This is a genomic window from Bradyrhizobium sp. BEA-2-5, assembly GCF_032918025.1.
GTDB lineage: Bacteria > Pseudomonadota > Alphaproteobacteria > Rhizobiales > Xanthobacteraceae > Bradyrhizobium > Bradyrhizobium pachyrhizi.
The window spans coordinates 4,554,677-4,579,258 of sequence record NZ_CP136629.1 but is presented as its reverse complement, the minus strand read 5'-3'; the positions used below and the strand labels follow the sequence as shown (position 1 = coordinate 4,579,258).

Below are 24,582 nucleotides of genomic sequence, written 5' to 3'. Positions count from 1 at the left end.
ATCTCCTTCTGCGCCCCGGAAGCGGGAGTCCGGGGTCGCCCGAAATTGCTTAGGTCATCCGCCGCCGAACAGCTCATTCCGCGGCGAAGATGCGCTCAACCCAAAAACAGCGTTGCGAATGCGGAGGGCCGCCGCTCCGCAACCTTCGGCTTCTGCTCGACCGGCGGATGCAGTGCCGGCAATTGCAGCACGCTGACGCGCTGTCCCTCGACCAGCTGGGTCACCAGCACATGGCTGCCGTCGGGGAATTCGACCGCGTCATGATGCCGATCGGGCACGTCGGGCTCGACTTCGTTGAACACGCCGACGCGATAGTTCAGCGTCTTGGTCCAGATCCAGCGGCTGTCGTAGCGAACGTTCTCGGCGAAAGCGAGCTCGGTGCCCGGCAGCATGCAGACCGCGACAGTGGGATCGTTCTCCGAAGCAAAGCCGCGGGTCGACGTGCCGCGGAACGTCGTCGTGATCAGCGTCTCTCCGACAATGGCGGGGCGCGATGCCACGGCGTGCAGACTATAGTCACACATCGGATGGCTCCTCATTTCGAGGTAGCGACCCGTGCCTCTCCTTGAGGCATTAGGGCCTCTACCAGAGTGGACGATAGCGAACGAGCGTCTGCTCGTTTCTGGGCGATTGTACGACTGGTCCGAGATCGCTCCGATCACAAACACGCGACGCTGCGCGAGAGGTATCGGAGCGCATCGGGCAGGCCGTACGCTACACTATCATGCAAGGAACGATCCGACGTGTTGCTCGTTCCCGGCCGCCGCAAGTATTTGCAATTCAGTACTTGCGGTAAAGCCCGATCAGCTTGCCCTGAATCTTCACGCGGTTCGGCGGAAGAATGCGAACCTCATAGGCGGCATTGGCGGGCTCGAGCGCGATAGAGGCCCCGCGGCGGCGGAAGCGCTTGAGCGTGGCTTCCTCGTCGTCGATCAGCGCCACCACGATGTCGCCGGTGTCGGCGCTCTCGTTGCGCTGGATCAGCGCCATGTCGCCGTCGAGGATGCCGGCCTCGACCATCGAATCGCCGCGCACTTCGAGCGCGTAGTGCTCGCCCGAGCCGAGCATGTCGGGCGGCACGCTGATGGTGTGGCTGCGGGTCTGCAGCGCCTCGATCGGCGTGCCGGCCGCGATGCGGCCCATCACGGGCACCGCGACGGGACGCTTGCCGTCGTCCTCGGCAATCGGCGGCGTGCTGGCGCGCCGGCCGAGAGTGCCCTCGATGACGCTCGGCGTGAAGCCGCGGCGACTGCCGGCGGCGGCCTGCAGCTCGGGCAGCTTGATCACCTCGATGGCGCGGGCGCGGTTGGGCAGGCGGCGGATGAAGCCGCGCTCCTCGAGCGCAGTGATCAGGCGGTGGATGCCTGACTTCGAGCGCAGGTCGAGCGCATCCTTCATCTCGTCGAAGGACGGCGGCACGCCGCTTTCCTTCAGACGTTCGCTGATGAATCGCAGAAGCTCGTATTGTTTGCGCGTCAACATCTCGACCAAAATCCCCCGGTTGATGTCGTTCAATTCCGAGACTCTTCTGGTGGGGCCTGCAGGCCGGGCCTGACCTCAGGAGCGTGTGCTCAATGCACCTGCTTCCACGCGGCTTCCCGATTGTAGACACCAGTACTCGAAACAAATCATGAACGGACACTATATGTTCGATATGTGTTCCGCAACTGCTTAATTTACGGTGAACGTGTCGGGCAACGCACAATCGGCGGGGCTCGAAAACCCTATTCGGGCAGTGTCAGGATCTCGCATTCGCTGCCTTTGACGGCAGCCGCCGCAAACGGCGGACGCACGAGAAGTGCCCGTGCCGCAGCGAGATTCCCGAGCAGCGACGAGTCCTGCTGCGTCACCGGGGTTGCGATCAGCGTGCCGTCCTCGCGCGCTTCGAGGCGCGCACGCAGATAGTCCTCGCGCTGGTCGTTGGCACCGAGATCGCGGCCCAGCACGGCGCGCTCGCGGCGATGATGAATCACTGAACGGCCCGACAGGGCGCGAATCAAAGGCACCATGAACAGGAAGGCGCACACGTAGGACGACACGGGATTGCCGGGCAGGCCGATCACGCGCATTGCGCCGAGCCGTCCGTGCATCATCGGCTTGCCGGGCCGAATCGCGATCTTCCAGAACGCCATCGAGATGCCTTCGTCCTTGAGCGCCTGCTGGACCAGATCGTGGTCGCCGACCGAGGCACCACCCGTCGTGATCAGGATGTCGGCGCCGGCCTCGCGTGCCCGGCGGATGCCGGCCGTGGTCGCCTCCACCGTGTCGGCGGCAACGCCGAGGTCGACGGTCTCGGCGCCTTCGGCGCGCGCCAGCGCCCGCAGCGCGTAGCCGTTGGAATAGACGATCTGGCCGGGACCGGGCAGCGAGCCCGGCATCACCAGCTCGTCGCCGGTCGCCAGCACCGCGACCTTCGGGCGGCGGCGCACCGCCAGTTCCGGATAGTTCATGGCGGCCGCCAGCGACAGCGCGCGGTCGGACAAGCGGCTGCCGCCGGCGAGCAGCACCTCGCCCTCACGGAAGTCGACCCCGGCCGGGCGGATGTGCCGCCCGACGCTGGCGGCCTCCGAGATCGTGATGTGGTCGCCGTCGACGGCGGTGTCTTCCTGGATGATCACGGCGTCGGCACCGCTCGGGATCACGCCACCGGTGAAGATCCGCACCGCCTCGCCGGCGCCGACCGTCCGCTCGAACGGCCGGCCGGCGGCGACTTCGCCGATCACCTTGAGCCGGGCCTTTAGATCGGCCGCATCGGCGGCGCGCACGGCATAGCCGTCCATCGCCGACATGGCCTGCGGTGGCTGCGTGCGCCGCGCCGCGACGTCGCGCGCAAGCACGCGATGGTAGGCCTCATCGAGCGCGACCATCTCCTCCGGCAGCGGTTCGGCGCCGGCGAGGACGGCGGACAGGGCATCGGCAACCGGCATCAGGGCCACGCTCAGAGCTCCTCAATTCCTAATGTTCAATACCAAGTGCGGTCAAAGCCCTCGCCACGTCATCCGTCGATGTCACGTGGATAGCATGAAGGCCACGCGCCCGTGCACCTTCGATATTGGCGGCCAGGTCGTCGAAAAACAGGATCCGCGACGCCGGCACGCCGATGGCTTTTACCACATGATCATAGGCCTCGGCGTCGGGTTTACGAAAGCCGATGCTCGACGACAGGAAGACGTTGCGGAAATGGCTGAGCAGCTCGGCATGGGTGACCGAGAAATGCGCGACATGGGCCGGATTGGTGTTGGAGAAGGCGTAAAGCGGCATCCGTTTGGCGGCCGCCGCGAGCAGCGGGGCGATGCCCCGCATCTCGCCGGTGAAGATCGCATTCCAGCCTTCGAGGAACTGGGCGTCCGTGATGTTGATGCCGAGCGTCAGGCGCAGATTCTCGAAGAATGCCGCGTCGTCGATCCGGCCGATCTCGTGATGCTTGAAGCTGTCGTCGACGACAAAGCGCGTAGCGAGCTCGGCGGGCGCGCAGCCGGCATGCTGCGCCCAGCGCGCCATCACCTTTTCAAAGTTGATGTCGAGCACGACGCGGCCGATATCGAACAGCAGCACGTCGACGGAGTTGGGAGTGAATTGCGCGGTCATTGCGTGAAACCGTGTACGAGAATTGCGGGCGGGCGGCAATCTCCTCGATTTGTGCGGCAGGTGTGCGACGGGCGTTAAGCGCGCCGTCGTCCCTGCACGCGCGGGTGTCATCACCCGCACGCAAGCGGGCGATCCAGTATTCCAGTGACGGTTGTGATTGAGCCGAGAGGCCGCGGCGAAGTGGAAGGCGTGATTTGCTACCCTTCCAAAAGGAAGAAAGAACTCCAGCTCGCGCCATATCCACCGCCGTCGTCCCGGCCTAGGTGTTTTGTCCCAGGCTTTGATGGTGCATTCTTATCGCACGATTCGAAGGATGCGCTATGGGACAAGTTTTACACGGCTGCGCCACCACGACGGAGGCGGTCCGTCGAGCAATACAAAATAGTCAAGAGAGCCTGAGAGCGCTCGCCAAGCGCTACGGGATCAACCAGAAGACTGTCGCGAAGTGGAAGCAGCGCGACACCGTCGCTGATCTTCCGACTGGCCCAAAGGAAGCCAAGTCGACTACCCTTTCCATCGAGGAGGAGGCAGTCATCGTCGCTTTCCGACGGCATACGCTACTGCCGCTTGACGATTGCCTCTATGCGCTCCAGCCGACCATCCCGCATCTGACGCGATCATCTCTGCATCGCTGCCTCCAGCGCCACGGCATCAGCCGATTGCCGGAGGTCGAAGGCAGCAAGCCTTCGAAGAAAAAGTTCAAGGCTTATCCGATCGGCTATTTCCACATCGACATCGCTGAGCTCCAGACCGCTGAAGGCAAGCTCTACCTCTACGTCGCGATCGATCGCACCAGTAAATTCGCCTTCGTGCAATTGGTCAGCAAGACGGGAAGGACCTCCGCCGCGGCCTTCCTCAAAGCTCTAATCGCGGCTGTCCCCTACAAGATCCACACGGTTCTCACCGACAATGGGATCCAGTTCACCTTCCCGCCGCGCTACGCAGACGGCCCGACGGCAAGATACGTGACGCATATGTTTGATATGCGCTGCCAAGAGAATGGCATCGAGCATCGGCTGACTAAGATCAAGCATCCCTGAACCAATGGCCAGGTCGAGCGCATGAACCGCACGATCAAGGAAGCGACCGTCCAACGCTGCCATTACGATCGACACGATCAGCTCGAAGCTCACCTTGCCGACTTCATCAACGCCTACAACTACGCTCGGCGGTTGAAGACCCTGAAGGGCCTCACACCTTACGAATACATCTGCAAATGCTGGACTTCCCAGCCAGAGCGATTCAAACTCAACCCGCTCCAGAAAATGCCGGGACTAAACACCTAGTGCGCAATTGCGCACGGGGGCCGGGACCAATAACCACCGCATTGGATCAGGAACAGGATCGTGGCCCCAGCGTCGCGCAACAATTGAGATTTGGGGTAATGGGTCCCGGCCTTCGCCGGGACGACGGCGAGTGTGTTGTCGCTTGTGCGTCAAACATCCGCATTCTCGCGACATGATTTGTCCGAGCTTTGCTCTTCGTTGCATCCTCTATTTTTGCTGTGGAGGCTTGCCACGTCGGGGCACGCGCGCAAGTTTTCAAGCCACCAAGCGACTTGATGCCTGGATGCCCGCCGGCGGCTTGATGCCTGCCGGCGGCTTGGTGCCTGCCGGGGGCGTAGCTCTCACATCCTGGACAGCGCCAGGCCGAGGTAACCGATCAGCGCACCGGTGCTGAGAATGATGACGACGAGCGCCTGTTCCGAGCGTGCTTGCAAGGTTTTCCGGGTCACGGCGTTGGACGCTCCGTCTTCGAGATCATGCGGTCCAACGAACAGCATCGATTTCCGTTCCGGTCCTTCCCCCGGGGAACCTTCACGACCTGCCGAGTGACGCGACGAACGGAACGCGGGTCGGCCGCCTATGAGGGCGGCGCGATCCCCGGAACGGGGAAAGCGCGGCACATCTCGACGCTGTTCGACCTCAATCGCTTGACGACCGATGCATCTCCCTTCGACCGGAGGGACTCCGCAATGAGTTCGGCGATCAGGCGCATTTCGGGCTCGCCCATGCCGCGCGTGGTCGCCGCCGGCGTTCCGAGGCGAACGCCGCTCGGCTTGAGCGGCGGACGCGGATCGTCGGGAATGATCTGCTTGTTTGCGGTGATCCCGACGGCGTCGAGGATGTTCTCGGCCGCGCTGCCGTCCACGCCGACGCTGGCCACGGTATCCACGACCATCATGTGATTGTCGGTTCCGCCGGTGATCAACGTCATGCCGCGTTCCATCAACGCTTCGGCCAGGACCTTCGCGTTGCGCATGACCAGCCTTGCATAGGCGTGAAAATCGGACGTCGAAGCCTTCTTCAGCGTGACCGCGGTTCCGGCCACAACGTTCATGTGCGGACCTCCCTGCAATCCCGGGAATACCGACGCGTCGATCTTGCCGGCGAACTCCCGGCGACAAAGAACGATGCCGCCACGCGGCCCGCGAAGCGTCTTGTGCGATGTCGTCGTCATCACGTCGAAACCCGCATCGAGCGGATTACGCAAGGCGTTGCCGGCGATCAGGCCGCCGTAATGGCTGACGTCGGCCATGGTCAGTGCACCCACCTCATCGGCGATGCTCTTGAAGGACGCATAATCCAGATCGCGCGGATAAGAGCTGTAGCCGCACAGCACCAGCTTCGGGCGGACGTTCCGGGCCATGGCGCGGAGCTCATCGAAATCGATGGCGCCGCCGTTTGACGGCTGCGTCTTGTAGCGGGCGAAGTTGAAGAGCCGCCCCATATGCGACACCGGTGCGCCATGGGTGAGATGGCCGCCGTGTGACAGGTCCATCGCCAAGATCGTATCGCCGGGCTGCAGCAGGCCGAGATACACGGCCTGGTTCATTGGCGATCCGGACAGAGGCTGAACGTTGGCATGCTCGGCGCGGAACAGCGCGCAAGCGCGCTGTCGGGCAAGGTTCTCTATCTGGTCGGTAAATTCCTGGCCGCCGTAATAGCGGCGTCCCGGATAGCCCTCGGAATACTTGTTGGTGAACACCGATCCCAGTAGCTCGAGAACCTCGGGATAGGTGTAGTTCTCCGACGGAATCAGCTCGACGCCGTCTTGCTGGCGGCGCTCTTCGCCCTCGAGCGCAAGGGCAACTTCCAAATCGTTGAGATGGAGTTCATTGCGGAATGACGGCATGGTCCGGGCTCCCCAAGACGCTGGATCATCAGCTGAACGGGTTGCCCAGGCGAACGGCGTTGGAACCCTTCGCGCTTCACCGTGGTCAATTCCACGTAAGCTCGCCAGTCGCGCGAGGGGCGAATGAGCCTGCGAAGCTCATCGCGAGCAGAAGGCTATCCAATCCCCGGCGGGCTCGCAAGGGTTGATCGCGGGCCCAGCGTTGGGCGAGATCGAACATCTGGCGACAGCCACGGCAATGGCGACCAAACCGAGGGACGTCCGGCTTACCCAATGAACCGATGTCCCGATGATCAATGCCGTCTTCGGCTGAGGGCCAATAAGGTGCATGACCATCCGTCACTTGCGGCCCGTCAGGCTTGCGGGGTGGCTGACCGTGTGGCTGTGGCACCCGCGAATTTATTCCTTGACGAAGATATGAGACTTTATCTTCCACTGCCCGTCGGGTTGGCGTTCAAGCAGTCTCACGGTGCTGCCAGAAATTGGCGCCGCCTTCTCATTTACTACTAGCGTGGCCGTGAAATGCGAGGTGGTGTAGGCGTAGTTTCCCATGGGCAACACATCGAGCAGCTCAACCTTGTGATCTCTGACGCTTCTTCCCCGCCCGGCAAAGAAATTACGGATTGCCAAAGGGCCGGTGACTGGCTGCGCACCAGGCGGCATCAATCTGGCGTCAGCGGCATACAACGGTAACAGGGCATCGAAGTCTGCGTTGTTGATGGCGGCATCCCATTTGGCAGCCGCCGAGGAAAATTCGTCGGCAGGTGGGGCTGCCCCTGCGGGACTGACGCAAGTACAAGTAAAGATCAACAACAGGGTGCATGAAAGAAGAGAAGGGCGGCTCATCTTTGCCTCCTTTAGCTGAGATGCTTAGCGCGGGAGCGCATTCGCAAACGCTATAGCCGAGGCAAGCAGAACCACTAGTCCAGAAAGTGGACTGGATATCCTCAACTGGCTGAGACTCGATCTGCGGCCGCCGGCGCCTCATCGGCATATTTGCTGCGTGGGAACCAAGTCCGCATGCTGTTCACAAGATGCCTGGGACCGTCGATCTCGATTTTGCCGAGCTCACGCGCCCGTAGCAGCGGCATCTCGTCTACGAAAATCTGCACGAGCGTCAGCAGACTCGCATAGAGGCTGATATCGACCTCGAAGCCGGGGTCATCCCAGCAAAGATCGGCTTCCTCCTTCTTCACAACAAACCACCAGCGCTTCGGCCGAGCGTCCGCAATCTCGATGTACAGAACGAAGTCGCATGGAATGTGCCTTAGATCGAACGAACGGCGCATATTCCACATGAGCCGGCCCGCGTGAAGTTCGTTGGGTGTGAGCTGGCTGCGAGCCCATTTGTGGCCCCAATAGCCCATTGCATCGATAATTGGCCTGGCTTCCCTGGCTGCCTGGGTTGGATGGTACTCCCAATGCCCGTTATCGCCTGATCTGCGTGAGATTAGCCCGGCTTCTTCTAGCGTTTGCAGGCGCTTGGAGAGGAGGGTCGGCGACATCTGCGGGATGCCGCGGCGAAGCTGGTTGAAGTGGTGGGACCCCAGCAACAGTTCGCGGAGCAGGAGCGGGGTCCACCGCTCCGTGAGAATTTCCGCAGCTTTGGCTACGGGGCAAAATGATCCATAGCCTTTCATGACGAGAACTTTAGCATCACGAGGGCCACCAAGGTAGTCCAGGTTCTGGACTATGTCCCAGACGAGCCAGCATCGAGGCTGTCCTGGACGTCTGTTACGCGATTTTCTCTAGACTCGGCCATTCGACGATGCCGGCTCGATGTTCGGTTTGCCCGAAGGCAGATGCGGCTCGATTTGCCAGTACGCGGCCTGGCTGGTGCCACCGCGGGCTCAGCGTTCGCCGAGATCGATCTGCGTGAGGATGCCTTGCCGCAGCGCCAGGCGGACCAGCTCGATGTCGGAGCCGACGCCGAGCTTGTCCTTGATCAGGGAATGCAGGTTCGCCACCGTCTTCGGGCTGACATGCAGCGTCTCGGCGATCTCCTCCGTCGTGTTCTCGGCGAGCAGCAGCCGCAGCACCTCGAATTCGCGCGGCGTCAGCACGTCGGCGGCCGAGCTCTCGCCGCTGATGCGGCTGAGCGCAAGCTCGTGGTCGATATCGGGGCTGATCGCGATCTTGCCGGCGAGCACGTCCTTGACCGCGCGCACCAGCGTCTCGGGCGGGCTGGTCTTGGTGACGTAGCCCCTCGCACCGGCGCGGATCGCCTGCACGGCAAAGCCGGCATTCTCGTGCATGGTGAACACCAGGATTTTTGCGCGCCTGTCCCACTGCCGCAGGCGGCGGACGGCCTCGATGCCGCCGATGCCGGGCATGCTGAGGTCCATGATGACGAGGTCGGGCCCGGTCTCCTTGTAGAGGCGGTAGGCCTCGACGCCGTCGGAGGCTTCGGCGACGACGCAGAGGCCCGGCTGTTTCTGCAGCATCGCCCGGTAGCCCTCCCGCACGACGGCGTGGTCGTCGACCAGCATGATGGTTCGCGCCGCGTGGCTCATGCCGCGCGCTCCACCTGTGCGGCTTCTCGGCTGGCGGCGACGGGAACGATGACGCGGAGCGAGGAGCCGCTGGGCTGTCCGGTCTCGAAACTGAGCCGCCCGCCCAGCGCGGCGACCCGTTCGCGCATGCCGAGCAGGCCGAGGCCGGACCTGAGCTGGGGATCGCCTTTGGGATCGGGATCGCCGGGCTGGCCGTCATCGTCGATCGCGAGCACGATCGTGCCGTCGCCGCCGCCGGGCGGCGGCTCGCGCATCTCAAGCCGCAGCATCACGCGCGTTGCGCCGGCGTGCTTGGCCGCGTTGGTGAGCGCCTCCTGCACGATGCGGTAGAGATTGGCGCTGACCGAGGCGGCGAGGCGCTCGAACGATCCCGATATGGTGATCTCGAACCGCGGCTGTCCGCGGCTGCGGCCGTTCCAGCCCGACACCAGTCCTTCGAGGCTCGCGACGAGGCCGAGCTCGTCGACATCGGGCGGCCGCAACCGGAACAGCGCGCCGCGCAGCGTCTCCATCATTCCGGTCGCGGTCCGGGCAATGCCGTCGCATTCGGCGAGCAGCGGTGGGCAATCCGCCGCCGCAGTCTGGCGGGCGGACGCGGCAAGCGCGCGGATGGCGGCGAGCGACTGGCCGAACTCATCATGCAGCTCGCGCGCGAGATGGCGGCGCTCCTCGTCCTGGAGCGCGATCAGCTTCCGCGTCAGCTCGTTGCGTTCGGCAAGCGCGGTGTCGAGGCTTTCGGCGAGATGGTTGAAGACATCGCGGATGGCGGAGAGCTCGGCGAGGTCGAACGGCGGCAGCCGCGTGGCGAGATCGCCTGCGGCGATCCGCTCGAGCCCGTCGCGGATCTGCCGCGTCGGACGCAGCGCCCGCGCCAGCGCCGCATAGACCAGGGCGCAGAGCAGCGGCAGTGCGATCATGAACACCGCCATCAGCCGGCCGGCATCGTGCCAGGCCTCGGCGGTCGGCACCGCCGGATCAATCCAGGCCACGGCCTCGCCGATGGCGTTGCCGCGCGAAACGACCTGCCGTACCGCCTCGCGTCCGGGATCGAACAGGCGGCGATAGAGCGCCGCGAAGGCCAGCGGCGGCGCGGCCGTGTCAGTCTGCGCGCCGCCGCAGAAGCGTTGGCTGATCTCGCCGCTATTGCTGCGAAAGGCGAGGCACAGTCCCGGCGTCATGACCGAGGCGGCAACGCTGTCGAGATCGGGAAATTCGGAGCGCGCATTGTTCAGCCACTGGATCTTGCTCTGCTGCAGCTCCAGCGTCTTGGCGGCGACATCGGCAACGGCCGCGATCCGCCCGCGCACCGAGCGGTCGGCCTCGATCAGGAAATAGCCGGAGATGACGGCAAAGCAGAGCGTCGAGACGATCGCCACGCGCAACGTCAGCCGCAGTTTCAGATCGCTTCCGGACCAATTCCACATTGGCGTATCCTCAAGATCGAAGGCGGGCTTCGGCGCGCGATCGCGGGCAGGGCCGCCACGCACATTAAACGGCAGAACGGAGGCGCCGAGAAGCGCTGCCATAGGCGTTCTTTGGGCGCGGACCATCGTCGTGAAATTTTCCCGGCACCGGGCGGGAGGCACTCCGCTGCGGCGCGGAGGCCTATTGGCCCAGGATGCGACCGACCCGCCCGCGCCCGCATCCGAAAGGCCCAGACTATGCGTCAATACCGTCTTGTCGTGCACGCCCTCGCGTTGATCGGCCTTCTGGCCGGACCCTGTCCTCTGCGCGCCGAAGTCGGCACGGCGGTGGCATCCCCGCTTGGCGTCAGCATCGACGATTTCAGCTATGTCGACACCTCGGGCGAGGTCATCGATCAGACTGTCGCGCACCAGAAGCGGCTCGACGCGTTCATGCGCGCGCTGCGCGCCGACGTCGCCGCGGAGCCGCGCTATCGCCTGGTGCCCGCAGCGGCGCCCGCAGGCGAGGCCCGGATCAAGGTGGTCGGCGGCGTGCAGAAGATGAGCACGCTGGTGCAGTGGGCCAAGGTGGCGGTCATCGATGTTGAAGGGAGCCGCGTGCTGTACGAAAAGCTCTACACGTTTCGCGGCGACAATGACGAGGCATGGGACCATGCGCGGATGTTCGTGTCGCGCGAGGTGCGCGGCGTTCTCGCGGGCGTGCTTCCGCCGGCGCAGTCCGCCACTGCGGCGCCGATCGGGCTTGCGGTGTTCGAATTCGAGCTTGAGAACACCTCCGCGGCAACCGCGTCCGGCCTTGCCGACGCCGATGCGGCTTACCTCGCGGATGTGACCAAGGGCGTGCGCGACCGGCTTGCGCAGTCGGGCCGCTACCACCTGGTCGATACCGGCGGCGCGACCGCAGAGCCCGTCAAGGCGCGTGCGCTGCGCGACTGTGACGGCTGCGAGGCGGCGATCGCGCAAAAGCTCGGCGCTGATCAATCGCTGATCGGCGTGATCAGGCGGGTCAGCCGGACCGAATACACGATCGGCTTCCAGCTGCGCGACGCCCGCAGCGGCGCGGTCCTCTCACGCGGCGACAGCGGCCTGCGGATGGGCGCCGATTATTCCTGGACCCGTGGCGCGGTCCGCCTGGTCGGCGATCGCCTGCTCGAGGGTGGGACGCAGCGCTAGGGATGCTTCGCGGCTGCGACTTTGGCAGGCGGACCATAGCAAAGTGCGATAGCTGCTAGATACACCGTCATCTGGCTCCCGGCTCATGCGTGCGCTATCACCGCCGCCTGATCACCGCACAGGAGCCGCCGATGCGTTTGCCCGCCATCTTCTTCGCCCTCACGCTCGCCGCAAGCCCCGCGGCGGCCGAGGAGCTGTCGGGCACGCTGCAGAAGATCAAGGAGACGAAGAAGGTCACGCTCGGCTTTCAGGAGGCTTCCGTTCCCTTCAGCTATCTCGACGACAATCAGCGGCCGATCGGCTTTGCGCTCGACATCTGTCTCAAGATCGTCGAGGCCGTGAAGAAGCAGCTCGGCATGCCCGACATCATCGTCGACACGCTCGCCGTGACCTCGTCGAACCGGATCCCCTTGATGGTCAACGGCACGCTCGATCTGCATTGCTCGGCGACCACCAACAACGCCGACCGCCAGAAGCAGGTCGCCTTCACCAACACGCATTTCCTCAGCGCGACGCGGTTCGCGGCCAAGAAGGCCGCCAAGATCAACACCATCGACGATCTCAAGGGCAAGGCGGTCACGGCGGTGGCGGGATCGGTCAACCTGACGCAGCTTGCAAAGGTCAACACCGAGCGCAATCTCGGCATCAATGTGATGCCGGCCAAGGACCAGGCCGAGGCCTTCCTGTTGCTGGAAACCGACCGCGCCCAGGCCTACGCGCTCGACGACGTGCAGCTCGCCGTCGCCATCGCGCGGTCGAAGGAGCCGCAAGCTTACATGATCAGCGAGGAGGCGTTCTCCAAGCCGGAGCCGTACGGCATCATGCTGCGGCGGGAGGATGCGCCCTTCAAGGCGCTTGCCGACCGCGCAACAGCGGAGCTCTATGCAAGCCCGGAGATCGAGGTGCTCTACAAGAAGTGGCTGCAATCGCCGACCCCGCCGAACGGCCTCAACTACAACGTCCCGATGTCGCCGGCGCTGCGCCACGCGTTCGCCCATCCGAACTCGAGCTTCGATCCCGACGTGTACGAGGTCGGCAAGTAGCCGCGTTGCGGGCGCGCCCGTGCAAATCGATTGTGGTTCTCGGAAGCCGCTGCGCTCACCCCGCGCAGCAGTCCCCGCGTGCAACTCCAATGATTTACGGCCCCAGCGTGACGGCTGGGGCCGTAGGAGGTGGTGTGTGCCTCTGGGGCAATGAATCAGAGGACAGCCACTGAACCGCACACCGATGACAATGTTCCAACCGGCTGCGGCCGGCCGTGCCATGCTGCCATGCAGACTGAGAAGCTTGCAGACCGCGCCAAGACCGTACCATCATGACGTCGGCCGGCCCGAATCGAATGCGGGCCTGGTGGACGTCCCAGCATTCGGCCTTCGAGGACGCCGGGGTCACATTTCTGCTTGCAGCTGATTTTTCGTTATGCCGATTGTTCTGCGGAGCCGACATTGAACCACGACGCATTGGCCAAGCTCACCGTCACCATCATTGTCCTGGTCGCGTTGCTGGTGTGGCGCGTTGCCGACCAGAAGAAATCGATTGAATGCGGGGCAAATTGCCCGACCGACCTCTCCGCGAGCCGGAAGGCCGCACAATAGATCGGAGCACTTTCGATCAACGGCGCGTGTCGAACCGGCGCCGAGCAAACCAAGCGAGCTTTGCCGGCGCCTTCCGGTTCACGGCCGCCTGGTCAGCATGGCGCGCAGCCTAAACTAGCGCTTTGCCGGCGGGCCGCTCTTGTTGCCGGGCTGTCCCTTGATGTTCGACGGATCCTGTTCCTGGACATGCAGGTTCTGCGAGTTCGAACCGACCGTGCCCTGCTTGGCGGGCGGCCCGCTCTTGTTGCCGGGCGCGCCGGCGATCCCGGTTCCGGAACTTTGAGCGCTCGGAGACGTCGTGGCGTTTGGGGAACCGGCGGCCGTGTCGGGGCGCCCCGGAGGCGTTGCGGCCGCGCCGGGCCTGTCCTGATCGCCGACATAGCCGGATTCACCGGAGTTGCGGGTCTTGGCGCCCTTGTCGGCCTCGTTTTGCAGGTTCTGGGCAACCGCGTGTTGCGCCAGTATCGGGCCGGTTGCCATGGCACCGGCGATGAGCAGTGCGATTGTGCGGGTCCTCATGAGTGTCCCTCCTCTGGGTCACCGGGGGACAACACGCTTCGCGATCATCATTTCCTGTGCGCGCGAAAAATCGCCGCGAGGGAACAGGCATCGCGAAGGTGCCGCGGCCCGCTACAGCGATCCCGTTTGAGTGGCCGCCCGCGTGCCTCTATCGGCCATCGCGCGGTGCGTATATCGTCCGCGCCAAACACAAGATCGGTCCCGCGCGCCGGGTAACGACGCATAATGAGGAAGCGATGTCCGACAAGCTGCTGTTTTCGCCAATGACCATCCGCGGCGTCACGCTGAAGAACCGCATCGTGGTGCCGCCGATGCATCAATATTCCGCCGAGAAGGGCTTTCCGACCGACTGGCATCTGATGAATGCGGGCAAGTTCGCCGCAGGCGGCGCGGGCCTTGTCATCGTCGAGTCGACCAAGGTCGAGCGCCGCGGCTGCGGCACGGTTGGAGATCTCGGCATCTGGGACGACAAGTTCATCGCGCCGCTGAGTCGCCTGGTTGGCTTCATCAAGCAGCAGAACGCGGTCGCCGGCATCCAGCTCGGCCATTCCGGCCGGAAGGCCCGTGCGAGCCGGCCCTGGGAGGGCGATCGTCCGCTCGAGCGCACCGCCGAGATCGAGGATTGGGATGCCTGGACGCCGGTGGCGCCGAGCGCGATCGCCCATAGCGAGCGCTGGCCGGTGCCGCGCGCGCTGGACACGCATGAGGTGAAGGACCTCGTCGCAGCCTGGGGGCATGCGGCACGGCGCGCCCATGCGGCAGGGTTCGAGGTGCTGGAACTGCACGGCGCCCATGGCTATCTCGTGCACGAATTCCTCTCCGGGCGCGCCAACCAGCGCAGCGACGAATATGGCGGCTCGGAAGCCAACCGGATGCGCTTCCTGATCGAGGTCACCGAGGCGGTGCGGGTTCACTGGCCGGATCACAAGCCGCTGTTCGTGCGGCTGTCGGTCGAGGACAACGCCGGCTGGGGCCCGGAGCAGAGCGCGCGGCTCGCCAGGATCCTGAAAGCGAAGGGCGTCGACGTGATCGACTGCTCATCTGGTGGAATCAGCGAGATGGCGCCGATCCTGGGCAAGGAGATCAAATACAGCTATCAGGTGCCGCTCGCGGAATATGTCCGCGCCCATGCCGATATCATGACGATGGCGGTCGGCCTGATCATCCACGGGGACCAGGCCGAACAAATCCTGCGTGATAGACAAGCAGATTTGATCGCGGTCGGCCGGGAAATCCTCAATAACCCGAACTGGCCGATGGACGCCGCGCTCAAGCTCGGCGTCGAGGGGCCGTTCCGCAACGTTCCTCCGCAGTTCGGCTATTGGCTGGGCACGCGGGCCAAGCGCGGATTCGGCACCCAGCCGTCGACCTGGCAGAACGGGTTGCGGGAGAGTGGGCCAAAGGCCGACGAAAGGCTGACAGGGAGCTGACAAGAGGCCGATCCGGGCACCGTGACAGGACCGTAATGGTCCGGTGACGGGGCGGCCTTGATCCGACCAAAAAGCCGTTGTGTGGTGCCCCGCGTCGGGGTGGGGCCGAATGTTGCGAAACGTTGCCGGCCGTTAGCGAAGGGATCACGGATAATGCGCAAACATGTTGGCTTCTTGCTCGGGACGGTCGCGGGCGCGTGTCTCACCCTGCTCGTGGCCTCGCCGCAGGGCGCGCATCTCTTCGCCGTCGCCAACGCCGCCGCGCATTCCGACAACAGCAACACCTATTCGCAGCTCAACCTGTTCGGCGAGGTGTTCGAGAAGGTCAAGACCGACTATGTCGAGAAGCCCGACAACGCCAAGCTGATCGAGGGCGCGATCACCGGCATGGTGACCTCGCTCGATCCGCACTCGCGCTACATGAACGCCAAGGCCTGGACCGAGATGCAGGAGACCACCTCCGGCGAGTTCGGCGGGCTCGGCATCGAGGTCACCATGGAGGATGGCCTCGTCAAGGTGGTCTCGCCGATCGACGACACGCCGGCCTCGAAGGCCGGCATCATGTCCGGCGACCTCATCAGCAAGATCGACGGCGAGGCGGTGCAGGGCATGACGCTCGAACAGGCCGTCAACAAGATGAAGGGCGCGCCCAACAGCTCGATCCGGCTGAAGATCATCCGCAAGGACGCCGACAAGCCGATCGAGGTCTCGATTACGCGCGAGATCATCCGCGTCCGTCCGGTGAAGTATCACGTCGAGGGCAGCGACATCGGCTATATCAGGATCAGCTCGTTCAACGAGCAGACCACCGAAGGGCTGCGCAAGGCGATCGGAGATATCCAGAAGCAGGTCCCGCAGGACAAGCTCACCGGCTACGTCGTCGACCTCCGCAACAATCCGGGCGGACTGCTCGATCAGGCCGTGTCGGTGTCGAGCGCCTTCCTGCAGCGGGGCGAGGTCGTCTCGACCCGCGGCCGTAATCCGGAAGAGACGCAGCGTTTCACCGCGCATGGCGGCGATCTCACCAAGGGCAAGCCGCTCGTGGTCCTGATCAACGGCGGATCGGCCTCGGCCTCGGAGATCGTTGCCGGCGCGCTGCACGACCACAAGCGCGCGACGCTGATCGGCACGCGCTCGTTCGGCAAGGGCTCGGTGCAGACCATCATTCCGCTCGGCTCCGGCAACGGCGCGCTGGCGCTGACCACGGCGCGTTACTACACGCCGTCGGGCCGCTCGATCCAGGCCCAGGGCATCGCGCCCGACATCGAGATCCTGCAGGACGTGCCGGACGAGTTCAAGACCCGGTCGGAGATCAAGGGCGAGGCCTCGATGCGCGGCCATCTGTCGGCCGACGGCACCGAGCAGACCGGATCGCAGTCCTATGTCCCGCCGGAAGAGAAGGACGACAAGGCCCTCGCCGCGGCGTTCAACCAGCTGCGCGGGGTCACCGTCAACGCCGACGCTAAGAACGCCGACACCAAGGCCGCGCAGAAGCGGCCGGTGCCGAACTAGAACCCGACACATGTAGCCCGGATGGAGCGAAGCGAAATCCGGGAGCTGTCTGCGCGTTTGCAAGGTCCCCGGATTGCGCGGGGCCTGTCATCGGGCGCGCGTTCGTGCGACCTGTTGGCTCCATCCGGGCGCCGTCGCAGGCGCGTGCTGCCAAAATATCGAAAACAACCCCATGCAAAGGAGCCGGTGGCAGGCGGTCGACCAGTCAATTTGACACGTCGGGCAATTTCAGGGTATTCTTCCAATATTCCGAAATTGTGCAGACGCCCCTCGGGCTCGCGACTTCCGAGCGGCCTTAAGCCGCGCCGGCGACGGGTTTGCGCCGGCGCGTGGTGCTCGCTCCCGCAGCGGGGCCGCGGCGGTGCCCGGCCAGCAGCTCGCGGATCTGGGCGGCGGGCTTCGGCGGGCTGAACAGATAGCCCTGCATTTCCGAGCAGCCGAGCTCGCGCAGCAATTGCTTCTGCTGCGCGGTCTCGACGCCTTCCGCCGTCGTCGTCATGCTGCGCTCGGCGGCGATGTTGACGACGGCCTCGACGATGCCGGCCGAGCCCTGCGGATCGGCGATGTCGACGACGAAGCAGCGGTCGATCTTGATCTTGTCGAACGGGAACCGCTTCAGATAGCTCAGCGACGAATAGCCGGTGCCGAAATCGTCGAGCGCGATGCGCACGCCGATGGCACGGAGCTGGTGCAGCGCGGCCAGCGCCGCATCGTCGTCGCGGATCAGGACCGCTTCGGTGATCTCGAGCTCGAGCCGGCTCGCCGGCAGGTTCGACGCCGCGAGCGCCGCCATGATCTTCAGCGCCAGCGTGCCGCTCTTGAACTGCACCGGCGAGACGTTGACGGCGAGCCTGACGTGGTCGGGCCAGTTCACGGCTTCCTTGCAGGCCGTCATCAGTACCCACTCGCCGAGCTGGTTGATCAGACCGGTCTCTTCCGCAATCGGCACGAATTCGGCCGGCGAGATCATGCCGCGCTGCGGATGGCGCCAGCGCACTAGCGCTTCGCAGCCGGTGATCTCGTTGCTGCGCAGGTCGACGCAGGGCTGGTAATGCACTTCGAGGCCGGAGCCGGCGGCGATCGTCTGCCGCAATTCCATCTCGAGCTCGCGGCGGGCACGGGCGTCGGCATCCATCGCCGGCTCGAAGAAGCGGAAGACGCGCCGGCCGGCCGACTTCGCCGCATACATCGCAAGATCGGCGTTCTTCATGATCTGGTCGAGATCGGTGCCGTCCTTCGGTGCCAGCGCGATGCCGATGCTGGCGTCGGTCGTGACCTGGTGGCCGAGGCATTGATAGGGCGCGCGGATCACCTCGTAGATGCGCGCGACGAGGTCGGCGACCTCCGCCTCGCTCTTCACCCCGGTCTGCACGATAGCGAACTCGTCGCCGCCGAGGCGGGCGACGGAATCGCCTTCGCCGATCACGCCGCTCAACGTCCGCGCCACGGACTTGAGAAGCTCGTCGCCGACCATGTGGCCGAGCGAGTTGTTGACGCCCTTGAATTCGTCGATGTCGATATAGAGCACGGCAAGCTGGCTGTCGGGCGTGACATGCGGCAGCTCGCGCCTGATCTCCTCGTGGAACAGGGTTCGGTTCGGCAGGTCGGTCAGCGCATCGTAATGCGCCAGATGCGCGATCTGCTCGTCGGCGCGGCGGCGCTCGGTGACGTCCTCGTGGGTCGCAAGCCAGCCGCCGTCGGCCAGCGGCTCGTTGACGACCTGGATCGAGCGCCCGTCGGGCGTCGTGATCACCATGGTGTTGCGGATGCCGACGTCGCGCAGCACGAGATTGACGTAGCGCTCGACGTCGCCCTGGAACGAGCCGGTCCGGTGACGATGCACGATGATGTCGTGGAAGCTGGAACCGGGCTTCACGATCTCGGCCGACAATCCGTACATCTCGATGTAGCGCTGGTTGCAGACCACGAGCCGCTGCTCGGCGTCGAACAGCAGGAGGCCCTGCGTCATGTTGTTGACGGCGCGGTCGAGCCGCTGCTTCTCCAGGGTCAGGCGCTGCTGCTGGGCGCGATGCTGCTGCACCAGCTTGCGCACCACCAGCGTCAGCAGGATCGCGATCGCCAGCACCGAGATGCTGGTCACCGCGATCAGGATGCCGGTCTGCTCGCGCCAGTTGGCGAGCGCCGCCTCCGTGGTGCTCGTCGCGACGACGACGATCGGGAATTTGGTCAGTGCCCGCGACGACACCAGACGGTCCTTGCCGTCGACCGGGCTGGCGAGCCGCGTCGTGCTCTGCGGCAGCTCGAACACCTGCTGCTGATTGACCGGACCGTTGCGGAAATTCCTCCCGATCAGCTCCTCGACATGGGGATAGCGCGCCAGCAGCGTGCCGTCGCGATGATGCATCGAGATCGCGGCGCCATCGCCGAGCGCCACCGTGGAGAAGAACTTCTCGAAGGCCGCCGGCTCGATGCCGCGGCCGACCACGCCGAGGAATTCGCCGTGCGGACCGGTGACCTTACGGACGATGACGGTGGTCCAGTTTCCGGTGATGCGGCTGACCACCGGCGCGACCTGCATGTCGGGCGAATAGGGGCTCGACTTGAAGATCTGGAAGTAGGGGCGGTCGGCAATGCTGGCCTGCGGCAGCGGCCAGGCGCCCGAGCTGTTGATCAGAACGCCATCGGCGTCGAACACGTTGAGGCTGCCGACATTGGACAGCGCGTCCATCTTGGATTTGAGCATCGCGTGGATGTCGGCGGCCGACATCCGGCGCTTGTAATTTTCCGGCGTCGCGATTGCATTGTCGCGCATGAACGCGATCAGGTCGCGCTGGACGACCTCGAGATCGTCGAGCTGCTGGTCGAAATGCCGCGCCAGCAGCAGCACGGTGTTCTCGAGCTCTCGCTCGCTGTTGTGCAGCGCGCGATCGCGGAAATTCTCCGCCATCAGCGTGGCGCCGATCGCGATCGCGGCCATCAGCACGGCGCCGCCGAGGATCAGCCAGCGGATCGGACCGCTGCCGATCACCGATTTGATGTTGAACGTGGCGCTGCCGTTTGGAGTCATTTGCCGCAATCGCTTCCAGGTGTTTCACCCGGAAGTAGGTCTCGTGCACCCCCGGCCCGCGAAAGTCGTATCCAATCGAAATGGAGCGCGGGTTAGCGAGATTGGTTAATGAAGCCTTGCGGAGATTTGCGACAGGCCGTGGCTTGCGCACCGGCGATCAAGCGCCGGCGCGATAGTGCCCGGACTTGCCGCCGATCTTCTCGACGAGGTGGATGCCCTCGATGCGGATGCCGCGGTCGACCGCCTTGACCATGTCGTAGATCGTCAGGCATGCGACCGAGACTGCGGTCAGCGCCTCCATTTCGACACCGGTCGGCCCCGTCACCTTGACGCTGGCGCGGACGATGCAGCCGGGCAGCTTGCGGTCGGGTGTGATGTCGATCGTGACCTTGGTCAGCGCCAGTGGATGGCAGAGCGGGATCAATTCCGACGTCCGCTTCGCGGCCATGATGCCGGCGATGCGCGCGGTGCCAAGCACGTCGCCTTTCTTGGCGTTGCCGGATACGATCAGGTCGAGCGTCGCCCTGGTCATGACGACGCGGCCTTCCGCGACAGCAAGCCGCTCGGTCGCGGGCTTGTCCGAGACGTCGACCATCCGCGCCTCACCGGAGGCGCCGATATGGGTGAGGGCGGGGCCGGAGCCGGACGGCTCGGCCTTGGTCTTGCCCTTGCTGTTCCGCGCCATTGCGTCAGCGCGTTGCGGTGGCGCGCGTGGCGGCCTGCCGCGTCAGCAAGGCGCGGGTGGCCGCGGTGACGTCCTGCTGCCGCATCAGGCTTTCACCGACGAGGAACGTCGCTATGCCGACGCGCTCGAGCCGGGCGAGATCTTCTGGCGTGAAGATACCGCTCTCGCCGACCATCAGCCGGTCCCGAGGGATCAGCGGCGCCAGCGCCTCGCTGGTCGCAAGCGTGGTCTCGAAGGTGCGCAGGTTGCGGTTGTTGACGCCGATCATCGGCGACCGCAGCTTCAGCGCCCGCTCGAGCTCGGCGCGGTCATGGATCTCGATCAGCACGTCCATGCCATAGGCGACGGCGGCGTCTTCGATATCCCTCGCGGCGGCATCATCGAGCGCGGCCATGATGATCAGGATGCAGTCGGCGCCGTGAGCCCGGGCTTCGACGACCTGATAGGTGTCGAACATGAAATCCTTGCGCAGCACCGGCAGATCGGTCGCCGCGCGCGCCGCGACCATGAAGTCGAGATGCCCCTGGAACGAGGGCGTGTCGGTCAGCACCGACAGGCACGCCGCGCCGCCGGCCTCATAGGCTTTTGCGAAAGCGGGCGGATCGAAATCGGCGCGGATCAGGCCCTTCGATGGCGAAGCCTTCTTGATCTCAGCGATCAGCGCGTAGTCGCCGCCGCCATGCTTTTCCTTGATCGCGCGGACGAAGCCGCGCGGTGCCGAGGCCGATTTCGCCTGCGTCTCGACCTCGGCGAGCGGATGGGCGCGCTTCGCGGCTGAGATCTCCTCGCGCTTATAGGTCTCGATCTTGGTCAGGATGTCGGACATGGCTTAACGCCTTGCTTAACCGTTCGAAACCGCGACCAGATGCTTCAGCCGCGCGGCGGCAGCGCCGCTGTCGAGCGACTGTGCGCCGATCGCGACGCCCTCCTTGAGGTCCTTGGCGCGGCCGGCCACGACCAGCGCGGCGGCGGCGTTGATCAGCGCCACGTCGCGATAGGGGCTCGGCTTGCCGTCGAGCACGCTTTGCAGCGCGATCGCATTGGCGTCGGCGTCGCCGCCCTTGAGCGCCTCGCCGCCGACGCGGCCAAGGCCGGCATCCTCGGGCGTCACCTCTGATGTCCTGATCTCGCCGTTCTCGAGCGTCGCAACGAAGGTCGGGCCGGTGAGGGTGATCTCGTCGAGGCCGTCGGAGCCGTGCACGACCCAGGCGGATTCCGAGCCGAGGTTCTTCAGCACCTGCGCCAGCGGCTGCACCCATTGCCTGGAGAACACGCCGACCATCTGCCGCTTCACTCCGGCCGGATTGGACAGGGGCCCCAGCAGGTTGAAGATCGTGCGCGTCGCAAGCTCGACCCGTGTCGGGCCGACGTTCTTCATCGCGGGGTGGTGAGCGGGGGCGAACATGAAGCCGATGCCGGCTTCCTTGACGCAGCGCCCGACTTGTTCGGGCGTCAAATCGAGCTTGACCCCGAGCGAGGCCAGCACGTCGGCGGCGCCCGAGCGCGACGACAGCGCGCGGTTGCCGTGCTTGGCGACCGGCACGCCGGCGCCCGAGACGATGAACGAGGCGCAGGTCGAGACGTTGACCGAGCCGGAGCCGTCGCCGCCGGTGCCGACGATGTCGACGGCTTCGGGCGGCGCCGTCACGGTCAGCATCTTGGAGCGCATCGCGGAAACGGCGCCCGTGATCTCGTCCACGGTCTCACCGCGCACGCGGAGCGCCATCAACAGGCCGCCCATCTGCGATGGCGTGGCCTCGCCCGACATCATGGCGTCGAAGGCGGAAGCGGCTTCGTCACGCGACAGGCTGGCGCCGGTCGCCACTTTTCCAATGATCGATTTCAGGTCGTCCATTCGCTGGCTCAGGGTCTGTTGTTGGAGCTTGATCGGCGTGCAGCGCGTCGTCGCGATGTCCCGATCATGCTCAATTATTTGCGCCTGTCACCTGTGCGAAGGCTGCCTGGTTGATGGTCACACCGATATCGGACTCGATCTTTGTGACATATTGCGCGACCTGCTCGTCGCTGAGCGACCGCCGCAGCGCCTCGGTGAGCTGCTTGGCCGCGTCCGACGCGAAGTCCACCGGCGGCACCGTCACGTTGGTGACGCGGAAGACCACCCACTGGCTGCCGCCGGCGACGGAGGTCTGTCCGTCGCCGTCCTTGGCGGTCCGGAATGCCGCCGCAATCACGCCGGCCGGCACGGCAGGCAGCGAGGCCTCGCGGTTGAAATTCGCGGCGGTTTCGACCTTGACGCCGGCAGCGGCGGCTTCGTCGGCGAGCTTGGCGCCGCTGTCGAGCTTCTGGACGATCTCGGTCGCCTTGGCGCGCAGCTTGGTGGAGATCTGGTCTTCGCGCCACTTGGCCTCGACCTGGTCGCGGACCTCGTCGAGGTTGCGGTCGCGCGAGGGCGTGATGGCGAGCACGTCGTACCAGACATAGCCGCCCTTGAACGAGATCGCGTCGTTGTCGACGCCGACGTCGGTGTTGAAGGCTTGCGACACCACGTCGAGACCGCGCGGGATGTTGGTCGCGACCTGGCCGTTCGGCAGCCGCCCGGAGCGATCGACCGCGTCGATGGTGACGGGCGTCAGCTTCAGCTTCTGTGCGGCTTCGATCACGCTGGAGCCGCCGCCGCGCTCGTCTTCCATCTTGTCGCGGAGATCTGCGACCTTGACGCGGGCCCGTTCGGTGGCGATCTCGTTCTTCACCTGCTGGGCGAGGCTCTCATAGCTCGGGGTCGCGCCGGGCTCGACCTTGCCGACCTTGACCAGCGCGACGCCGAAGCGGCCCTGCACCGGCTGGCTGACTTCGCCGGCGGGCAGGGAGAAGGCGGCATCGGCGACAGCCGGATCGAGGATCGCCGACTTCGCGACCAGGCCGAGATTGACGTCGGCCAGATTGAGGTTGCGCTCCTTGGCGATGTCGTCGAACGACGTGCCCGACGCGATCCGCCCGCGCGCGGCCTGCGCCTCGCCGGCGTCCGGAAACACGATCTGCGAGACCTCGCGCTTCTCCGGCGTGCTGAGCCGGTCCTTGCGCTCCTCGAAGATCTTCCTGGCGTCCTCGTCCGACACCGTTTCCCACTTGCCGATCTCCTCGGGCGTGATGGCGACGAAGGCGATCTTGCGGTATTCGGGCGCGCGGAACTGGACCTTGTGATCCTCGAAATAGGTGGCGAGGGCTTCGGGCGAGGGCGCGTCGATCGTGCCCGCCTGCGCGGCGTCGAGCTTGATGTAGTCGATCGAACGCTGCTCGTTCTGGAACCGGGTCAGCGCCTCGACCAGCGATTTCGGCGGCTCGATCCCGGACGAGATGGTGCCGGCGATCTGCCGCCTGAGGCCAACGCGGCGCTGCTCGGCGATGTAGCGGCCTTCGGTATAGCCATAGTTGCGGATCACGGCCTGGAAACGCTGTGGGTCGAACTGGTTGTTGAGGCCCTTGAAGTTCGGATCGTTGTAGATCGCGCGCAGCACCTCGGCGTCGGATACATTGAGGCCCATGCGGCGCGCTTCCTCGTCCATCGCGGCTTCCGCAAGCGTCTGCTGCAGCACCTGGCGGTCGATGCCGAAGGCGCGCGCCTGGTCCGGCGTCAGCGGACGGCCGAACTGGCGGCCTAGCTGCTGCAGGCGGTCGGTATAGATTTGGCGGAACTGCTCGGCCGAAATCTCGGTCCCGCCCACCTTGGCGAAGGTCGACTGCCCGAAGCCCTTGAAGATGTCGGCGATGCCCCAAACGCCGAAACTGATGATCAACACGCCCATCACAATGGCCATGATGGTCTTGCCGAGCCAGTTTGATGAGGCCTTGCGCATTCCTCGAAGCATTTGGTCCAACTTGTTTTACAGGAGGGGAACCGGGTCGTGCCCAATGGGGAGCTGAAAGTCGAGGCTTTTGTCCCGCAGCAGGGCGTCACCGGATTGAAAACCCATCATAAAGTGGCCGAAGCGCCCCCGCAACCTTGGCCGCGCGGGTGGAAG

20 protein-coding genes, 2 pseudogenes and 1 riboswitch are annotated in these 24,582 nt (G+C 65.0%); of the genes and pseudogenes, 6 read left to right on the top strand and 16 right to left on the bottom strand.

From position 1 onward, the window contains the following. Window positions 1-95 precede the first annotated feature (95 nt). The 4 genes from RX327_RS21395 to RX327_RS21380 all read right to left on the bottom strand — a co-directional run bounded on the left by RX327_RS21395 (window position 96) and on the right by RX327_RS21380 (window position 3,588). Window positions 96-524, bottom strand: coding sequence for a hypothetical protein (locus RX327_RS21395; RefSeq protein ID WP_050384855.1), 429 nt, complete (start codon window positions 522-524; stop codon window positions 96-98). Window positions 525-780: 256 nt separating this feature from the next. After that, on the bottom strand, window positions 781-1,482 hold the full coding sequence (lexA, locus tag RX327_RS21390; protein ID WP_317247035.1) for a transcriptional repressor LexA: 702 nt from the start codon (window positions 1,480-1,482) through the stop codon (window positions 781-783). A 242-nt stretch (window positions 1,483-1,724) separates the two neighbouring features. Next, window positions 1,725-2,936, bottom strand: coding sequence for a gephyrin-like molybdotransferase Glp (glp, locus tag RX327_RS21385; protein WP_317247034.1), 1,212 nt, complete (start codon window positions 2,934-2,936; stop codon window positions 1,725-1,727). Window positions 2,937-2,955: 19 nt separating this feature from the next. Beyond that, window positions 2,956-3,588: an HAD family hydrolase gene (locus RX327_RS21380; protein ID WP_050384853.1), complete on the bottom strand. Its 633-nt coding sequence runs from the start codon at window positions 3,586-3,588 to the stop codon at window positions 2,956-2,958. A 320-nt stretch (window positions 3,589-3,908) separates the two neighbouring features. Between RX327_RS21380 and RX327_RS21375 the strand changes: the two are divergent. Beyond that, a pseudogene (locus RX327_RS21375) lies at window positions 3,909-4,874 on the top strand (IS481 family transposase). 341 nt (window positions 4,875-5,215) lie between these two features. Here the strand turns inward: RX327_RS21375 and RX327_RS21370 are convergent. From RX327_RS21370 to RX327_RS21345, 6 genes are all read right to left on the bottom strand, one after another. Continuing rightward, window positions 5,216-5,371, bottom strand: a complete 156-nt coding sequence (locus RX327_RS21370) for a hypothetical protein (protein ID WP_162832422.1) — start codon at window positions 5,369-5,371, stop codon at window positions 5,216-5,218. Window positions 5,372-5,451: 80 nt separating this feature from the next. Next, a complete protein-coding gene (glyA, locus tag RX327_RS21365) occupies window positions 5,452-6,723 on the bottom strand; it encodes a serine hydroxymethyltransferase (RefSeq protein WP_050384513.1) in 1,272 nt (423 codons plus the stop codon). A 36-nt stretch (window positions 6,724-6,759) separates the two neighbouring features. Further along, a riboswitch (ZMP/ZTP riboswitch) is annotated at window positions 6,760-6,845 on the bottom strand. Window positions 6,846-7,122: 277 nt separating this feature from the next. Next, window positions 7,123-7,569 (bottom strand): YybH family protein, encoded by a 447-nt coding sequence (locus tag RX327_RS21360; protein ID WP_050384514.1) that lies wholly within the window; start codon window positions 7,567-7,569, stop codon window positions 7,123-7,125. A gap of 101 nt (window positions 7,570-7,670) precedes the next feature. Beyond that, window positions 7,671-8,363 (bottom strand): winged helix-turn-helix transcriptional regulator, encoded by a 693-nt coding sequence (locus RX327_RS21355; protein WP_050384515.1) that lies wholly within the window; start codon window positions 8,361-8,363, stop codon window positions 7,671-7,673. A gap of 210 nt (window positions 8,364-8,573) precedes the next feature. Beyond that, window positions 8,574-9,236, bottom strand: coding sequence for a response regulator transcription factor (locus RX327_RS21350; protein ID WP_317247033.1), 663 nt, complete (start codon window positions 9,234-9,236; stop codon window positions 8,574-8,576). Then, a complete protein-coding gene (locus tag RX327_RS21345; RefSeq protein ID WP_317247032.1) occupies window positions 9,233-10,660 on the bottom strand; it encodes a histidine kinase in 1,428 nt (475 codons plus the stop codon). The genes RX327_RS21350 and RX327_RS21345 overlap by 4 nt, the downstream gene beginning before the upstream one ends. Window positions 10,661-10,897: 237 nt before the next feature. On the opposite strand from RX327_RS21345, the gene RX327_RS21340 reads away from it, so the two are divergent. The 3 genes from RX327_RS21340 to RX327_RS21330 all read left to right on the top strand — a co-directional run bounded on the left by RX327_RS21340 (window position 10,898) and on the right by RX327_RS21330 (window position 13,428). Further along, window positions 10,898-11,833 carry a DUF3280 domain-containing protein gene (locus RX327_RS21340; protein ID WP_050384516.1) on the top strand — a complete coding sequence of 312 codons (936 nt, stop codon included), beginning with the start codon at window positions 10,898-10,900 and terminating at the stop codon, window positions 11,831-11,833. Between the two features lie 131 nt (window positions 11,834-11,964). After that, complete coding sequence (locus RX327_RS21335) at window positions 11,965-12,876, top strand: amino acid ABC transporter substrate-binding protein (RefSeq protein ID WP_317247031.1); 912 nt, start codon at window positions 11,965-11,967, stop codon at window positions 12,874-12,876. Window positions 12,877-13,278: 402 nt separating this feature from the next. Next, on the top strand, window positions 13,279-13,428 hold the full coding sequence (locus RX327_RS21330; RefSeq protein WP_018271828.1) for a hypothetical protein: 150 nt from the start codon (window positions 13,279-13,281) through the stop codon (window positions 13,426-13,428). A 114-nt stretch (window positions 13,429-13,542) separates the two neighbouring features. On the opposite strand, the pseudogene RX327_RS21325 reads toward RX327_RS21330, so the two are convergent. After that, window positions 13,543-13,728, bottom strand: a pseudogene (locus tag RX327_RS21325) (hypothetical protein); the annotation flags it as partial. A gap of 455 nt (window positions 13,729-14,183) precedes the next feature. On the opposite strand from RX327_RS21325, the gene RX327_RS21320 reads away from it, so the two are divergent. Together RX327_RS21320 and RX327_RS21315 are read left to right on the top strand one after the other, a co-directional pair. Next, window positions 14,184-15,377: an NADH:flavin oxidoreductase/NADH oxidase gene (locus tag RX327_RS21320; protein WP_317247030.1), complete on the top strand. Its 1,194-nt coding sequence runs from the start codon at window positions 14,184-14,186 to the stop codon at window positions 15,375-15,377. Between the two features lie 153 nt (window positions 15,378-15,530). Beyond that, complete coding sequence (locus RX327_RS21315) at window positions 15,531-16,889, top strand: S41 family peptidase (protein ID WP_317247029.1); 1,359 nt, start codon at window positions 15,531-15,533, stop codon at window positions 16,887-16,889. Window positions 16,890-17,184: 295 nt separating this feature from the next. Here RX327_RS21315 and RX327_RS21310 read toward each other — a convergent pair whose 3' ends face one another. From RX327_RS21310 to RX327_RS21290, 5 genes are all read right to left on the bottom strand, one after another. Next, window positions 17,185-19,917 carry an EAL domain-containing protein gene (locus RX327_RS21310; protein WP_317247028.1) on the bottom strand — a complete coding sequence of 911 codons (2,733 nt, stop codon included), beginning with the start codon at window positions 19,915-19,917 and terminating at the stop codon, window positions 17,185-17,187. 157 nt (window positions 19,918-20,074) lie between these two features. Beyond that, window positions 20,075-20,602 carry a cyclic pyranopterin monophosphate synthase MoaC gene (gene moaC / locus RX327_RS21305; RefSeq protein ID WP_317247027.1) on the bottom strand — a complete coding sequence of 176 codons (528 nt, stop codon included), beginning with the start codon at window positions 20,600-20,602 and terminating at the stop codon, window positions 20,075-20,077. A 4-nt stretch (window positions 20,603-20,606) separates the two neighbouring features. Next, complete coding sequence (gene trpC / locus RX327_RS21300; RefSeq protein ID WP_317247026.1) at window positions 20,607-21,428, bottom strand: indole-3-glycerol phosphate synthase TrpC; 822 nt, start codon at window positions 21,426-21,428, stop codon at window positions 20,607-20,609. 15 nt (window positions 21,429-21,443) lie between these two features. Then, on the bottom strand, window positions 21,444-22,457 hold the full coding sequence (gene trpD, locus RX327_RS21295) for an anthranilate phosphoribosyltransferase (protein WP_317247025.1): 1,014 nt from the start codon (window positions 22,455-22,457) through the stop codon (window positions 21,444-21,446). 70 nt (window positions 22,458-22,527) lie between these two features. Further along, window positions 22,528-24,429 carry a peptidylprolyl isomerase gene (locus RX327_RS21290; protein WP_317247024.1) on the bottom strand — a complete coding sequence of 634 codons (1,902 nt, stop codon included), beginning with the start codon at window positions 24,427-24,429 and terminating at the stop codon, window positions 22,528-22,530. Window positions 24,430-24,582: the final 153 nt, after the last annotated feature.

What these genes read in the sequence shown, in the direction of transcription:
- RX327_RS21310 (WP_317247028.1), bottom strand. Translation starts at nt 19,917, where the DNA reads ATGACTCCAAACGGCAGCGCCACGTTCAACATCAAATCGGTGATCGGC.
- lexA (WP_317247035.1), bottom strand. Translation starts at nt 1,482, where the DNA reads ATGTTGACGCGCAAACAATACGAGCTTCTGCGATTCATCAGCGAACGT.
- RX327_RS21355 (WP_050384515.1), bottom strand. Translation starts at nt 8,363, where the DNA reads ATGAAAGGCTATGGATCATTTTGCCCCGTAGCCAAAGCTGCGGAAATT.
- RX327_RS21315 (WP_317247029.1), top strand. Translation starts at nt 15,531, where the DNA reads ATGCGCAAACATGTTGGCTTCTTGCTCGGGACGGTCGCGGGCGCGTGT.
- glyA (WP_050384513.1), bottom strand. Translation starts at nt 6,723, where the DNA reads ATGCCGTCATTCCGCAATGAACTCCATCTCAACGATTTGGAAGTTGCC.
- RX327_RS21350 (WP_317247033.1), bottom strand. Translation starts at nt 9,236, where the DNA reads ATGAGCCACGCGGCGCGAACCATCATGCTGGTCGACGACCACGCCGTC.
- RX327_RS21290 (WP_317247024.1), bottom strand. Translation starts at nt 24,429, where the DNA reads ATGCTTCGAGGAATGCGCAAGGCCTCATCAAACTGGCTCGGCAAGACC.
- RX327_RS21360 (WP_050384514.1), bottom strand. Translation starts at nt 7,569, where the DNA reads ATGAGCCGCCCTTCTCTTCTTTCATGCACCCTGTTGTTGATCTTTACT.
- RX327_RS21340 (WP_050384516.1), top strand. Translation starts at nt 10,898, where the DNA reads ATGCGTCAATACCGTCTTGTCGTGCACGCCCTCGCGTTGATCGGCCTT.
- moaC (WP_317247027.1), bottom strand. Translation starts at nt 20,602, where the DNA reads ATGGCGCGGAACAGCAAGGGCAAGACCAAGGCCGAGCCGTCCGGCTCC.
- RX327_RS21370 (WP_162832422.1), bottom strand. Translation starts at nt 5,371, where the DNA reads ATGCTGTTCGTTGGACCGCATGATCTCGAAGACGGAGCGTCCAACGCC.
- trpC (WP_317247026.1), bottom strand. Translation starts at nt 21,428, where the DNA reads ATGTCCGACATCCTGACCAAGATCGAGACCTATAAGCGCGAGGAGATC.
- trpD (WP_317247025.1), bottom strand. Translation starts at nt 22,457, where the DNA reads ATGGACGACCTGAAATCGATCATTGGAAAAGTGGCGACCGGCGCCAGC.
- RX327_RS21335 (WP_317247031.1), top strand. Translation starts at nt 11,965, where the DNA reads ATGCGTTTGCCCGCCATCTTCTTCGCCCTCACGCTCGCCGCAAGCCCC.
- RX327_RS21380 (WP_050384853.1), bottom strand. Translation starts at nt 3,588, where the DNA reads ATGACCGCGCAATTCACTCCCAACTCCGTCGACGTGCTGCTGTTCGAT.
- RX327_RS21320 (WP_317247030.1), top strand. Translation starts at nt 14,184, where the DNA reads ATGTCCGACAAGCTGCTGTTTTCGCCAATGACCATCCGCGGCGTCACG.
- RX327_RS21345 (WP_317247032.1), bottom strand. Translation starts at nt 10,660, where the DNA reads ATGTGGAATTGGTCCGGAAGCGATCTGAAACTGCGGCTGACGTTGCGC.
- RX327_RS21395 (WP_050384855.1), bottom strand. Translation starts at nt 524, where the DNA reads ATGTGTGACTATAGTCTGCACGCCGTGGCATCGCGCCCCGCCATTGTC.